The organism is Paraciimarium castrense LEGE 11436, from assembly GCF_056633055.1.
Window position 1 is genome coordinate 304897 of record NZ_JBSJOW010000001.1, and the last position, 13505, is coordinate 318401.

A 13505-nucleotide genomic window follows, 5' to 3' on the forward strand; every position below is an offset into this window, starting at 1 on the left:
ATCCCTTCTGGCGAGGGTGTGAAGCGGCTGCAGCCAACTCGGCGCCGGGTGTGGGTGGCTCGCCCCAGTCCATACCCGCCACCGCTATCGCCGGCCGACTTCCCAATGCAGCACTAAGATGTGTACACATTTGGCAGGAGGACAGCGTGGCGACCCGTATTGGCATCCGTGAACTCAGGTCCAGGCTGGCCTCCCATCTGGAATCGTCCACGCCGATTGAGGTCACCCGCCATGGCCGCACCATTGGCCTCTACGTGCCCCTGCCCCGGCAAGGCAACCTGAGTGATCGGGAGAAGGTGTTGGAGGCTGGCCGGCTGATGCAGGCTGAACTGGAGCGTCTCGGTTTGGGCGAAGACGAGCTCACTGCCGACTTCAAGGCCTGGCGGATGGGCCGCCCTGAGCAACCGTCGGCTTGAGAGTGGAGCGCAAGCGCCTGGTCCTGGACGCGAACATCCTCATTCGCTGAAGCCAACGTGGCCGAGGCGACCGCCTACGTGACTGATCTCGCCAGGAAGAGAGGTCTCGCTCAAGAGGTCTGCGCTGAGGCTTTGCTCAGCCTGCTGTTGATTGTCCAGGTTGTGGAAAACAGCGTGCTGGGGTCGGCCAAGGAGGAGGCCTTGGCGAGGATCCGCGACAAGGATGACTGGCCTGCCCTGGCGCTGGCGTTGCAATTGGAATGCGCCATCTGGACTGAGGATCAGGACTTCTTCGGCATCGGCATCGCAACCTGGACCACCAACACGGCGGAGCGTTACCTGGAGAGCTGAGCCCACTGCGCCCACCACGTGTCGCCGCGGGATCACCAGGCTGTTCCCCTCGCTCACGGGATAGGCATCGGCGATACAGAACACACAGCCCGCTTCGCGGTGGCCGTAGCTGGCCTGCACGCCGCGGAACTCGGTGCGGCCTATTGGCCTCGGCAGAAAGCATCGCGCATGCCCGCATTGCAGCGGAACGCTCAGGAGGCCATCACCTCCACATGACAGCGCAGGCCAGGTGCCCGGGCAGCACGGCTGTCGCCGGTGAGGAGTGTGGCTCCCAGCTCTTCGGCCAGGGCCACGTAGAGGGCGTCGTAGGCCGTGAGGTTGGCGCGCAGCTCCCAGGCCCGTGGCCAGAGGTGGCGGCTGACATGACGGCGCAGACCAAGACGTTGGGCCGTGGTCAGGGCCTGCAGAGCGTGCTGCTCAGGAAGCTGATCGGCCAGCACCAGCCGGCGGAGCACCGATAGCAGCTCGGCATCGATCAGATCAGGCGCCTGGAGATCCGCCTCGGCCAGCCTGGCCCTGGATGCGCCCTGGATCAAGAGCGCATCCACCAGCACCGAGGCATCCACCACCACCATCAGCGTTTTGCCCGGACCTGCCGCAGTGCCTCCAGAATCGTGCCGTGGTCGATCGGAGCCGATGGCAAGGCATTGAGGAGGTCTGCGTTGTCGGCCCGGCGAGCAGTTTCGCTGAGTTCGCGCAGGGCGAAGGTGCTCAGAGGCAGCCCAGCGCGGTTGGCCAATTTTTCGAGTCGCTCGGCCACGTCATCGGGAACGTGGCGGATGTAGAGGGTGCGCGTCATCTCTGCAGGCTGCTTGCTCGCTGCTAGCAGCCTAGCGGCTGGTGGCTCGTTGCCTTCTCCGGCAACGCCTCGGCTCTCTCGCACCAGGCCGCGCGATCCAGGCTGAGTTCTTCGGGTTCGTCGTCGTAGCGGTACTGCACAGCGAAGCTGGTGAAGGCAACAGCAACAGCAGTCGTGAGATGTCGTGCGTCGAAGGCGGAGTGCTACCGAGGTGGTGCAACCAGGCTCACTGCTTCGCAGAAGCCTTCGGCTAGAGGGTCTTCTCCAGACACTGCTGCGCGGCCCAGGAGTTCCATGAGGATCAGCGGTTGGTCGATGGGGCTCATGCACATGCGCTTGGGGATGAACTACCGCAGGCGCTGGTAGGTGGTGGAGGGGGGCGGGGGCATGCAGCCAGAGTGGCCCGTGGCCTTGGCGGGAGCCAGTGGCGGGCAGCAGAATGGGAGCCATGGATTCCAGACAGCCCCCCACGCTTCTGCGGCTCAGGCAGATGGCCCCCGAGCTGCTCGCCCTCACAGCCGCCCACGGTGGCCGGGATCTTCGCGTTTTCGGCTCTGTGATCCACGGGGCGGCAGGGCTGCAGAGCGACGTGGACCTGCTGGTGGATTTCCCCTCCAGCCCCAGTTTTGAGCAGTACATGGACCTCAAGCTGGCCCTGGAAGACCTGCTCAGCGCTCGGGTGGACCTGGTGACGCGCTGCGGACTTCGCCCTGAACTGCGGCAGCGGATCGAGCAGGAGGCCGTTGCTCTTGCCTGAAGGGGGGAGTGCCCGTAATTGGTCGCTGTTCCTCCAGGACATGCAGCTGTGCTGATCCAAAGTGCTCCGATACAGCCAGGGGCTCACCCGCCAGCACTTTCTTGTTGACGAGATGGTGGTTGACGCCGTACTGCGCAACCTGGAGGTTCTTGGTGAAGCGGGAAAGCAGATCCCGCCGGCGGTCCGCGAGCGGCACCCCGAGGTGCCCTGGCGACGCATTGCTGGCCTCCGCGATGTTCTGGCGCATGCCTATTTCGGCCTGGAAGACGACACCATCTGGCAGATTGTTTCCGAGAGCATTCCAGCCCTGGCTAACCAGTTGGACCAAGTGATTGAGGCTGAGCTCTGATGGCGGCTGGTGCGCCGTTCGCGTTGCGCAGAGCCATCCCCAGCTGTTCAGCTCCTGATCACACGCCAACTCAACCCGGACTTTCACCGAGCCGCTGATCGGGCTGCGGTGGTGGGCAAACACCTCTTCGCCGGGCCACGTCCTGCGCCGGGGCGGGGCCGCCTCTTGCCAGGCAACACCGTGGCCCAGCAGTTCCAGGAGCATGAGGAGTTGGTCGATGGGGCTCATACGCATCCCCTCGGCGATGAACGCGCGCAGGCGCTGGTAGGTGGCGGAGGGGCTGGTGTCAATGGAGCGATGCTGGCGGCTGCCGGGCGCCTGGGCCAGGTTTTGTGTTGGGCGGCCCGTCAGGCCATCGCCTTTGATGGAATCCCTTCTGGCGTGGGAGTGCTGCGGCTGAAGCCAACCCGGCTCCGGGGGTTGGTGTGCCGCCCCAGTCCCTTTGCCCAGTCAGGGGCGGCATCCCGCTCACCGCCGCAAGACTGGTGCCACTGGAGGGCGCTATGCAGGAAACCCTTTTCGTTGTCGAGGAAGCGGAGGATGGCTCCCACCGGGCCAGCGCAGCTGCCGCCGCGAGATCCGCGACGCGGTCGTCTGACACTTCGATCCCGGCGAGGCGTCACCCTTGATGCGACTCCATCTCGAGATCTCGGGACTACTGGCTTAGAAACGCCTCCACGCTGATACCGGCCTGCCGCAGAATCGCCCCGAAGGTGACCTCCGGCCTGTCCTCAGGAAGGCCAGATCCAGCAAGATGATCACGCCGATGCTGATCAAGACACCGCAAGGGACGCCCCCTTCTTGCTCGTCTCGTCTTGCTCGTCTCGCAGGGGTGGACGTTCAGCGCCTATCCCACGCCACCGTGGCCGAGCGAGCGCAGCATGGCCCAGAGGCTGCCGCCGGCTTCGGGGCGCTCCACGCCACGGTTCATAAACCACATGGCGCCCGCCATGGCGTTGAGCCCCAGCACGGCCAGCCATACCGTCCATCCTTCCGGCAGCTTCATGGCCTTCACTTCTGGCAACGGCACCCATCATCTCCGGTGGGGCTGACATGCCTCCCTTGGCTGGTCCAGCTCCGCGATGCGCGGCAGCCATCCAGCCAGGCTGAAGTTCCACCAGGCTGGCTACGGACCCCAGCCCCGCCCGATCCGATGGTCAGCCCGCCTACCCCCTCCGGCCTGGGACCTGACGGCGAGGTGTGGTGGATCCCTGCCCTCGATTGCGCCACGGAGGAACTGGAGATTCGCCAGGCCCTCAGCGATGTGGCTGGCATTGCTGAGCTGCGCTTCCAGCTGGCCAGCCACAGCCTGCTGATCCGCGCCGATGCGGCCGCCCTGGCCCAGGCGGAGCTGCTCCTGCAGCGCCTCGGCTACCCGCCCCAGCGGCTGGAGGGCACTGCGGCATCCACGCCCCGGGCCGCTCCGGTGCCCTGGGCCAGGATGCTTCTGGCCCTGCTGCTCGCTGCCGCCGCCGAGGCCGTGAATGTGCTGGTGCCGGGCTCCGCGGCGCAGCAGGCCCTGGTGCTGGGGCTGTCGGCGAGTGCCATTGGCCTGGCAGGACTGGCGGTGTACCTCAAGGGACTGGCTGCCCTGCGCCAGGGAAGGCTCAACATCAATGCCCTGATGGCTGTGGCGGTGAGCGGGGCCTTCCTGATCGGCCACTGGCCTGAAGCCGGCATGGTGATGGCCCTCTACGCCCTGGCCGAGGCGCTGGAGGCCCAGGCGGCAGACCGTGCCCGCCAGGCCATCGGCAACCTGATGCAGCTGGCCCCCGAGCTGGCCACGGTGGAGTTGCGGCCTGGGGAGTGGGCCCGCACCGAAGTGGGCCACGTGGTGGTGGGGCAACGGCTGCGGGTGGAGCCCGGCGAGCGGATTCCCCTCGACGGGGTGGTGCTCAGCGGCCGCAGCGCCGTGAACCAGGCCCCGGTGACCGGCGAGAGCCTGCCGGTGGACAAGGCCAGCGGTGATGCGGTGTTTGCCGGCACTCTGAACACCGACGGCGCCCTGGAGATCCGCTCCACCTGCACGGCGGCCACCAGCACCCTGGCCCGGATCATTCACGCGGTGGAGGAGGCCCAGGCCTCACGGGCGCCCATCCAGCGCTTTGTGGATCGCTTCGCGGCGCGCTACACGCCTGTGGTGTTTCTGCTGGCGCTCTTGGTGGCCCTGCTGAGCCCGGTGCTGCTGGGGCTCACACCGCTCGAGGCGGTGTACCGGGCCCTGGTGCTGCTGGTGATCGCCTGTCCCTGTGCCCTGGTGATCGCCACGCCGGTCACCCTGGTGAGTGGACTCACCGCCGCCGCCCGGCGCGGCATCGTGATCAAGGGCGGCCTCCACCTGGAGCAGGCCCGCAACCTGCGCCTGCTGGCCTTCGACAAGACCGGCACCCTCACCACCGGCCGGCCCAGGCTGGAGGCCTTCGAGGTGATCGACAGCCGCATCCCCGCCGGCCAGCTGCGCCGGTGGGCCGCCTCCCTCGCCTGCCGTTCGAACCACCCCATTTCCCGCGCCATCGCGGCGGGGCTGGATGCGGAGCGGCTGCCGGTGGAGGAGCTGAGCGCCAGCGGCGGCCGTGGGCTGAGCGGCCTGGTGGAGGGTCAGCCCCTGTGGCTCGCCAGCCACCGCTGGATTCAGGAGCTGGGTCTGGACACCCCGGAGCTCAGCGACAGGATCAGGCAGCAGCAGCAGCGGGCCCGCAGCGTCAGCCTGTTGGCCGACGCCCAGGGCGTGCTGGCTCTCTGCGGCTCGGCCGATCCGCTTCGCCCCAGCGCCGCCAGGGCCGTGGAGCGCCTGAAGCACCTCGGCCTCAAGCTGGTGATGCTCAGTGGCGACAACGCCCTCACGGCTGAGCTGGTCGGCCGGCAGGCTGGCATCGAGCGGGTTCACAGCGGCCTGCTGCCGGAGCAGAAGCTGGAGCTGGTGCTCGCTCTGCAGCAGGAGGGACCCACCGGCATGGTGGGCGATGGCATCAATGACGCGCCCGCCCTGGCCGGGGCGACGGTGGGCTTTGCCATGGGCGCCGCCGGCAGTGACACCGCCATGGACACCGCCGATGTGGTGGTGATGGACGACGACCCGAACCGTCTGGCCGACACCATCCTTCTGTCGCGGCAGACCTGGCGGGTGCTCTGGCAGAACATCGGCCTTGCCCTCGGCATCAAGGCGGCCTTTCTGCTGCTCACCCTCACGGGCAGCGCCACCATGTGGCAGGCCGTTGTTGCCGACATGGGCACCAGCCTGCTGGTGATCGCCAACGGCCTGCGTCTGCTGCGTCAGCGCTGGGCCTGAGCCTTGGACGCTGGCCGAGGTGTGAAGCTTCGATCCTGGAGCTCGCTGGCTTCATCAAAGCCGAACATCTCGAGCCAGGTCTCCGCTGCGCGCCGCAGGGTGAATCCCTGGGTGGTCATCAGCCGTTGGATCTGATCCTGTGCCCAGGAACGGCGGCCCAGAGCAGGAACCTGCCCCGTGAGCTCATCGCAGACAGCATGGTTGTGACCGATCCAGTCACTGGTCACGGCAGTGGTGGACGAACCTGTGCCGCTGGCCAGCCATCCCAGGTGGCGCGCCAGGGGCTGGTCAGGGCGCAGATGGGACATCCCGATAGCCGGACGGTTGGCTTGCTCCCACCAGTCCCTTGCTGCGCCAGTGTCATGGCCATGCTGGTCCCGCGCTCGACGGGGAAAGAAACCATCGATGGGAACGTCGAGGCCTTCCACCACCTGCTGCGCCACAGCATCGACCCTTCGGCTTCGGCCCTGGGCGGCGGCGTCATAGAGAACCCGGCCCCTCACGGCATCATGCAGCGGACTGGTGGCATCCACAGAGATCTCCGTGGGGCCCGTGAAGATCGACGGCAGGAGGCAGTACTGCGCCCTTGAGCCCAGGCCAAGCCCATGAAAGCGCTGCAAGACAACCTGGGCTTCGTGAAAACCATCACGAATTCCAAGCAATATTTCCATCATTTCCACATAACGCCTGCCCGTGGGTTGAGACAATCTTCGGCGCGCTTTCAATGAAGTCCACTGCGTGCCTGTCTGCAGGTTGTTCAATCCTGCAAAACCCACAGCCACATTCACGGCGCCCCGTTCGGCAGCCATCCGGCTGACCACTCTGGCGGTGTGATAGTCCGCAGCTGCCAGGGTCACAAAGATATGCCGGCCGTGGGCGCGGGGATCGGTAGCCATCTGCTCCCAGCCGTTCAGGCTGATTCGGTTACGAGCGCGAAAACGGTCAAGCGACCAACCCGTCAATGAGCGATCAAGGCCAAGGCCAATCAGACAACCGATGCAGAAATCCTCAGGCGCAATCACATGGGTTGGATCCATGGCCAGCTGCGCATCGATCACATCAGCCCAGCGGTGTTCGTGCTGGAGCCCGTCGATGTATTCCACTACACCCTGGGCCAGTGCCTTGGCTGGCCCCCGCACCTCCTCAGGCATGCGACTCATCGAGGGTTCACCACTCTCCCTGCGAATGTCGCGGAAGCTTGAGCGAATGGGTCTTGCTGCATCTGCAAACTCATCGATCACCATGTCAATGAGTGGCTTGGTTCCATTGTCAGCCATCAAGTCGCCACCTCGCAGGCGGACGGCCTTGGCTAAATCAAGCGTCTGTGGGGTGGCACGGTGGCTGGACAGCAGCCAGGCTGAAGAGGAGTAACCTCGATCAGCATAGATCTCGGCGGTTTCTGGGCGTAGATTCGTGAGAAAGCGCATAAACCAGGAGCAAGGTCTACAGCCCGTTGGTAGAGCTTCAGACCGTCAGAATGGGCTGTATTGCTGCCACCAGCTCGCTTCTACACAGCAGTGATTCTGAACGGCCTGGAGGGCCTGTTTTATCCCATTTTCTATCATTCGTTGATCAGCTAGTTGGGTGTAGCTGGAGTCAGCCTCTAGGAGCCTTTCATTGACCTCGTTAATAACATCCTGGTAGCCCGAGTTTTCGCTTTCATCGTCTCCGACTTCACGCTCAGCATCGCGTTGGCCTAGCTCTGCCTCGCCTCTGATCCGCTGCAGGTCAGACTGCGTTAAATAAGCCTGCAATTCCGATAACTTAGCCCTTGCCTGGCTGAGCCATTGCTGTAGCTGAGCCAGAGAACTTGCCAGGACTCCACAATCCACTGCAGAGCAGCGCAAAGTGCTGAAGGTGTCAATAACACCGGAGCCACCAAGCAGGCCGGACACATCCGGAGGATCTGCTATGCCGGCCAGCTCATCGAGTAATTCCTGTGGCGTCTGCATGAATTCAGGCCTCCTGGATTCGGGAGATCAGCTCACCCGCTGAAGACTGGACCCCCAGCGGGGGGAACTCCCAGTTGGCATCAACCACCCGAGGATAGAGATCATAGGCATGGCGACTCTCGGCAGCCAGCCAATCTTCCCAGATCAGATCGGAGTGATTGCCTGGTCCTTCAAAATGGGCCACGAGAATCTTCTCGCCATGTTCATCAATCTCCACCTTCCCACGGATCCACACCATCGAGCCCGGCACGGTGCCGTTCTGGGTGATGTCTCTGCGGTGGACTCTCAGCTCCGATCCGTCGCTGAGTCGTAGAAAGGAATATGGAATAATCGGCCGATCCACCCAGCCCATCTCCGCGATCTCTCCAGCCACCACCTGATCGGCCTGCTCAGGCAAGCTGCTCAGGGGCAGGAGCCCCCGCCATTGGGCGGTGTCATAGCGGCGCAGGATCGACCGATTCTCGGCGATCCTTCTCATGCCCGCCTCCCCAGGGCCAGTGCTCATGCGCCGCAGCACCATCACAGTGGCTGTCAGCAGCATGGCCATGCGCCTGCTGAGATCTGAACTCCTCAGTCCAAGATTGCCGACCCTGCGTTCCTCCACAGGGAGCACTCCGGCTCCTTCCAGCACGGGGTCCAGGCTCTCCACCTGGGCCAGAAGGGCCAGAAACACCCCCTTGGTGCTGCTGATGTCTCCGGCTCGGGCACTGTCCCGCAGCGCCCTGAGTTGCTCCTCATAGGTGGCCTCACCAGCGGCCAGTTGCATCAGCAGCAGACCCAGGTCCACGGGGTTTCCACCTGAGCGCATGCAGGCATCGTGAAGCCTGGCGTGAGTCGCTCGTCCCACAGCGGATGCGACCCGCTGGGCCTGGTCATCACTGATGGCGCCAAAACCGGCAAGCGGCTCGTCCACACCCTCGTCCACCAGATCAGGAATTCCTGAGAAGCGGCTAAACAGATCGTCCCAGAGGATGACTCTGCCGGGGGGAGCGGCGTAAACCGCTGTGGATTCGTGATCAGCCTGAAGCTCCAGCAAGGTTGCGGCGAGGCCTCGGTGCAGCATCAGTTCAGCTCCGCCCCGAGGCCCTGTTGGTGCTCCCTGAAACGGTGATGCTCCATGGCTGTTGGCTGAATGCAAGTGGGCATGGCCTGACAGCTGTTGAGCACAGATTGCGCTCTTGAACAGGATTGACACCAGGCTCTGGGACGCATCGATTAATTTCTTAACAGCCTGCTCCTGGTGTTGCAGATACGTTTGCGCTGCAGTTCCTCCGATCAGGGCGGCGAACCATTGCTTCAGCTCACGGTCACAGGCCCGATGATGTTCTTCATGTCCGCCGTGGTCGTGCCACTCCCGCTGGCTTCAACCGCTTGAGTTGAGGACGCCGCTGGGGCCGACACGGCCGAGCGCATCAATCAGGCCATCATGCCGCTGCATTGAGCCCGGCAGCCGTTCATGGTTGGGTGTGATCATGGGCGTTGTTGAACATGGCCAGGCTGCTTCAGTCCATTGTCTTGAGCTAGAGTCAACTCCTTTAGGAATGTAATGAGAAAGGGAGCGAGGCTCTGCTCCCTTGGATCCCCCAGCCCTTATCATTCCCGTTCATGGATGAAGGCACCATGGAACCCAGTTCGTCAACAGATCCATCCCTCTGCCTGCCGCCCGGTCTGGTCTCGGGATTTCGCCGCGCTGGATCCGTTCTGGCGGGTCTCGCCACCAGCGCCCTGGCCCTGGCCCTCCCGGCTGCGGCGAACGGCGGCACGCTCTACAGCCTCACCACCCGCTGCCTCGTCGGGGATGAGGAGCAGCCCTGCCGCATTGAGGCCATCGGTGGCCAGGGCGTCACGGTCTACCGCCACATCATTGACAGCACAGTCACCTCAATCCGTCTGATCGACTCCCCTGAGGGGGCACAGATCTGGGATCACACCGCCAAGGCCTGGACGGGTCTGAGCGCGCTGAGCATGGATTTCGGCAACAACGAACTCTGTTTCCAGGCCAAGGACGCCGCCTCGATCTGCACCCTGAATCCCAATTACTTCGCCAGCCTTCGTGCCCAGTTTTCCGACCTCCAACGCGATGTGATCAAGGCCACGTTTGATGCCGACGGACGCATCGCGGCCATTTGCTACACGAGGGAAGCCTGCGATCAGGGGTTCTGAGATCTCCATGAACACCTTGATCAGCACCACCTCCGCCAGCCTGGCCCTGATCGCCGCTCTCCAGCCTGGAGCCCTCTCCGCCGGCCTCAGCCCCCGCCCTGAGCCTCAGGCTGAGCTGCGCGCCCAGTCCCAACGCCTCCGACGCCCCGATGGGGATGGTCGCGACCGGCGCGGAAGTGGCGAGCGGCGTTTGCCGAATCGTTCAGCCGAACCCCCCCGTCGGCCTTCTCAAGGCCGCAGCAATGAGCGCGGCGGTGGGCCCAGCTCTGGCCGGGCCAGCGGGCGCAGCAGTGGCCGAGGCAACGACCTGGTGCTGCGACCACCGAGGGGTCTGGGCTCCGGCAGCCAGAGACCAGCCGGCGGCTGGGTCGACCGCAACCCCGGCTCCGGCAACTTCCGCTCGTCCCGCAACAACGCCGTTTCGCTGCCGGCCCGCACCGGCCGCTCTGTGTCCACGGGATCCTCCCGCTGGCGCCGGCCGATCTATTCGCGGCCGGTGATTGCCGGCAACACCGTCAACGTCTCGCGCTCCACCTGGGTGGGACCGTCCTGGTCCAGCCGGCGGCCCTGGTCTCATGGCTGGTATGGCAGCGGCTGGACGGACAGCCGCCCCAGCTGGTGGTGGTGGAACGGCTCCTCGGTGATCTGGGGGATCAGCCAGGTGGCTTCGGCGGCGATCATCGCCAACGCCGTGAACAATGCCGTGAGCACCAACAGTGATTCGATCCCTGTTTCGAACAGTGCCTACCGGTTGCGCTTCGGTTCGGTGCAACCCATCGGCAGCAAGGGCGTGGAGTTCCTGTTTGATTACGACGGACGCATCTTCTCAGCCACGGCCGACTGCCAGCGAGGGGAACTCAATGGGGAGCGCCCCTATACCCCGGCTGAAGCCGAACTGCTCAATGCGGCCTGTGCCGTGGCTTTTGCGTCGTTCTGAACAAGCCCCGAACTCTCAGGATGTTCACCGATGAAACTTCTATCAAGTCTGATGGTTTGCTTCTTCCGCTTGTGTGGTGAACACTGATTTGCTCAACCAAGCGCGCTAAGCGTGATGCGCTCCTGCATGTAGGCGATGGCTTCCGCCTCCACTCGCTGCAGCGGAATGCCCTTGAGATCAGAGACAGGCCGAAACCCGGCAACTCTGAGCTACTCCATTGCAGGCTGAATCGAAACCTGCGTTCGCCCATGGCGGCTGGAACGGGATGACGGTGAAGGGATGAGACTGCTGGCCCTGAATGACAGCGAGCTGACGGGGGGTGGGCAGATTGAGGGCGCTGATCAGGAGGCGGCCGCTGCTGGTGATCATGACGCTCAAAGCTATCAAAGCTGAGCCGCATGGGGTGCATCCTTAGCCATGGGATCTGGGCGACGGCGCAGCAGTCAGGCCTGAGCCACGCCAGCCTGAATCTCGCCAGAGGGATCCAATCGGGAAATGGGCTCACCGGCTGACTGCCAGCCGGCAAAGCTGGGCGGGAATCCCCTGACCTGATCAAATCCCTGCAACTGGAGTGCCATCACTCCCATCGCTGATCGGTAGCCCGTCGAGCAATACAACACCACGGCTTGATCCGTGGGGATGAGGTCGAGGCGGTGCTCGAGATCCTTGAGAGGAATGTTGATGGCTCCTGGGATATGTCCTGCCTGGTATTCAGAGGGCTGGCGCACATCAACCAGCAAGGCCTCGTCACTTCCGATCAGGCGCTTCAAGGCTGGAACTGTGCGAACAGCGTAATAGTCTCCCGGCATGGAAACGAGATAACGATCAACGGCGCTCTCCAATGTGGGCTCAGGTGGTGTGGAAGCAGCCATGGCGATCGGCTGAGCTCCCACGCCAAGCAGAACGCAGGCCATCAGGATCAGGCCAACAACCGCCGGTTCAAGTGATATCCAGATGCGCTGGTGCCAGATGGGACGGTCTTGACCATGATCGTCTTGAAACGGTTTCACTGATCTTGCCTGGCTCGGCCACGCCGGCCCCTGGAGTTGCAGGGTGAAACTCCTGTGCACATTGCACTCGTGCATCGCCAGCCGTGAGGGAGGCAGGGAGGTTGTCGTCATCGTCAGACATGAGAACGGGATGGGCTGGAGCCGCAGGAGGCGCTGATGGACCCGCACCAGCGGGGGCTCGACCTGGCACCCGATCCTCCCGTTAACACAGTAGCGTTGAACGACGTTATGTTGCGAAAGGCGTTATGGGCATTCCTGTTGCCGTGGATCGAGGGGCTGGCCGCCCGGGTCACTGCTGCTCGCCTGGGCCCTTGCTGAGGTCAGTGGCTGCAGCTGTTCTGCTTGCTCTGGTGTTGATGCTGCTGCCATTCCAGGCCACGGCAGCGGACGATCCGCTGCGCTGGAGCCTCACCGACTCCTCGGGCCATCTCTGGGGCCTGACCCTGTTTGAGCAGCCCGATCCCGCCTATCCAGCCGGCTGGCGCCTGCGCCTGAACGCCCGCTCACCCGGGCAGGCGGTGAATCACCAGCGGCCGCTGCTGCTGAGCGATGCACTCGGCGGCGACTGGCTGCTGCCGAACCGCAGTGGGGAATTGGTGGCCCTCGGAGCGGAGGATCTCCCTGAGACCTCGGCCCAGTTCGACGCCGACGCCATGGAACCGAGGCCGAGTGAGGTGCTGCCGCTGCAGCTGCAGGTGCCGACCGATGACCGGGAGGGCGCCGTGAAGGTGATGCTGCCACCCGACGTGGTGCAGGTCCTGCATGGCCTGCCTCCGCACCGCTGACATCACTGGGCTGAAGCCATGAGCTCCCCCCCCTTGTTTCAATCGACCACACGATGCCGAGCCACCTCAACGAACGACTGCAGAAATGGGGCTGCTCCTGGGAAGGTCTGCGGAACAACCGCCATGGCGAGTGGTGGGTGCTGGCCCAGATGATCCTGATCTCCGCCCACTGGCTGCCACCAACGCCTGCCCCGGCGGCACTGGGGATTCACTGGCCGCTGGCGATGCGACTGATCGGTGGGTTCACGATCCTGACCGGCCTGTTCATCGGCGGCCAGGGAGCTCTGAACCTGGGGGACAGTCTCAGTCCGCTGCCCGAACCGATCGCCGGAGCGCCACTGGTCACCGAAGGCGCCTACGCCCGCTGCCGCCATCCCCTGTATCAGTCGCTGCTGCTCTGTTCCCTGGGGGTGACGCTGGCTCTCGGCAGCCTGCTGCATCTGGGCCTGCTGCTGGCCTTGGCGACCGTGCTCAGCCTGAAGGCCCGTCGCGAAGAACAGCGGCTGTGCTCCATTCACGCCACCTATGCCGCCTTCATGGCATCCACCCCGGCGATCATTCCCTTTGTTCCAGGTCTCGACTGGCGCTAGCCCCCGCCTGCAGCAGCCTCCGGTAGGCCAGCAACAACGCGACACAGGCAAGGCCATAGCAAGATTATGAGCTTAGGATCATAAGCACATGCTGGCGGGGTTTCTTC

At 64.3% G+C, this 13505-nt stretch carries 16 protein-coding genes; 9 read left to right on the plus strand and 7 right to left on the minus strand.

All coding sequences use genetic code 11. The features are described 5' to 3' along the window. The first annotated feature begins 146 nt into the window (after window positions 1–146). Together ACWJIO_RS01650 and ACWJIO_RS01655 are read left to right on the plus strand one after the other, a co-directional pair. Entirely contained in the window at window positions 147–416 is a 270-nt protein-coding gene (locus tag ACWJIO_RS01650) for a prevent-host-death protein (protein ID WP_480310956.1), read from the plus strand. Window positions 417–473: 57 nt separating this feature from the next. Next, window positions 474–767, plus strand: coding sequence for a PIN domain-containing protein (locus tag ACWJIO_RS01655; protein ID WP_480310957.1), 294 nt, complete (start codon window positions 474–476; stop codon window positions 765–767). 191 nt (window positions 768–958) lie between these two features. Here ACWJIO_RS01655 and ACWJIO_RS01660 read toward each other — a convergent pair whose 3' ends face one another. Together ACWJIO_RS01660 and ACWJIO_RS01665 are read right to left on the minus strand one after the other, a co-directional pair. Next, window positions 959–1342, minus strand: a complete 384-nt coding sequence (locus ACWJIO_RS01660; protein ID WP_480310959.1) for a type II toxin-antitoxin system VapC family toxin — start codon at window positions 1340–1342, stop codon at window positions 959–961. Continuing rightward, complete coding sequence (locus ACWJIO_RS01665) at window positions 1342–1566, minus strand: hypothetical protein (protein ID WP_480310960.1); 225 nt, start codon at window positions 1564–1566, stop codon at window positions 1342–1344. The genes ACWJIO_RS01660 and ACWJIO_RS01665 overlap by 1 nt, the downstream gene beginning before the upstream one ends. A gap of 490 nt (window positions 1567–2056) precedes the next feature. Here ACWJIO_RS01665 and ACWJIO_RS01670 point away from each other — a divergent pair, with 490 nt between their 5' ends. After that, window positions 2057–2323: a nucleotidyltransferase family protein gene (locus ACWJIO_RS01670; protein ID WP_480310962.1), complete on the plus strand. Its 267-nt coding sequence runs from the start codon at window positions 2057–2059 to the stop codon at window positions 2321–2323. Window positions 2324–2384: 61 nt separating this feature from the next. Further along, window positions 2385–2672 carry a HepT-like ribonuclease domain-containing protein gene (locus ACWJIO_RS01675; protein WP_480310963.1) on the plus strand — a complete coding sequence of 96 codons (288 nt, stop codon included), beginning with the start codon at window positions 2385–2387 and terminating at the stop codon, window positions 2670–2672. An 847-nt stretch (window positions 2673–3519) separates the two neighbouring features. Here the strand turns inward: ACWJIO_RS01675 and ACWJIO_RS01680 are convergent. Continuing rightward, on the minus strand, window positions 3520–3678 hold the full coding sequence (locus ACWJIO_RS01680) for a hypothetical protein (protein ID WP_480310965.1): 159 nt from the start codon (window positions 3676–3678) through the stop codon (window positions 3520–3522). Between the two features lie 147 nt (window positions 3679–3825). On the opposite strand from ACWJIO_RS01680, the gene ACWJIO_RS01685 reads away from it, so the two are divergent. Continuing rightward, complete coding sequence (locus ACWJIO_RS01685) at window positions 3826–5961, plus strand: heavy metal translocating P-type ATPase (RefSeq protein ID WP_480310966.1); 2136 nt, start codon at window positions 3826–3828, stop codon at window positions 5959–5961. On the opposite strand, the gene ACWJIO_RS01690 is transcribed toward ACWJIO_RS01685, so the two are convergent. The 3 genes from ACWJIO_RS01690 to ACWJIO_RS01700 are packed head-to-tail and all read right to left on the minus strand — an operon-like array spanning window position 5946 to window position 8721. After that, window positions 5946–7388, minus strand: a complete 1443-nt coding sequence (locus ACWJIO_RS01690) for a hypothetical protein (protein ID WP_480310967.1) — start codon at window positions 7386–7388, stop codon at window positions 5946–5948. The two genes, ACWJIO_RS01685 and ACWJIO_RS01690, sit on opposite strands and share 16 nt — an antisense overlap. A 45-nt stretch (window positions 7389–7433) precedes the next feature. Next, entirely contained in the window at window positions 7434–7913 is a 480-nt protein-coding gene (locus ACWJIO_RS01695; protein WP_480310968.1) for a hypothetical protein, read from the minus strand. Window positions 7914–7917: 4 nt separating this feature from the next. After that, entirely contained in the window at window positions 7918–8721 is an 804-nt protein-coding gene (locus ACWJIO_RS01700) for a hypothetical protein (RefSeq protein ID WP_480310970.1), read from the minus strand. A gap of 812 nt (window positions 8722–9533) precedes the next feature. Here ACWJIO_RS01700 and ACWJIO_RS01705 point away from each other — a divergent pair. Beyond that, window positions 9534–10076, plus strand: a complete 543-nt coding sequence (locus tag ACWJIO_RS01705) for a hypothetical protein (RefSeq protein ID WP_480310971.1) — start codon at window positions 9534–9536, stop codon at window positions 10074–10076. Window positions 10077–10083: 7 nt separating this feature from the next. Then, window positions 10084–11013, plus strand: coding sequence for a hypothetical protein (locus ACWJIO_RS01710; RefSeq protein WP_480310972.1), 930 nt, complete (start codon window positions 10084–10086; stop codon window positions 11011–11013). 443 nt (window positions 11014–11456) lie between these two features. Here the strand turns inward: ACWJIO_RS01710 and ACWJIO_RS01715 are convergent, their stop codons facing one another. Beyond that, window positions 11457–12134 (minus strand): rhodanese-like domain-containing protein, encoded by a 678-nt coding sequence (locus ACWJIO_RS01715; RefSeq protein WP_480310973.1) that lies wholly within the window; start codon window positions 12132–12134, stop codon window positions 11457–11459. Window positions 12135–12379: 245 nt separating this feature from the next. Here ACWJIO_RS01715 and ACWJIO_RS01720 point away from each other — a divergent pair, with 245 nt between their 5' ends. Further along, the gene (locus ACWJIO_RS01720) at window positions 12380–12808 is read left to right on the plus strand and encodes a DUF3122 domain-containing protein (protein ID WP_480310975.1); all 429 of its coding nucleotides are present in this window, start codon (window positions 12380–12382) and stop codon (window positions 12806–12808) included. A gap of 53 nt (window positions 12809–12861) precedes the next feature. Next, complete coding sequence (locus tag ACWJIO_RS01725) at window positions 12862–13398, plus strand: methyltransferase family protein (protein WP_480310977.1); 537 nt, start codon at window positions 12862–12864, stop codon at window positions 13396–13398. The last annotated feature ends 107 nt before the right edge of the window (window positions 13399–13505 follow it).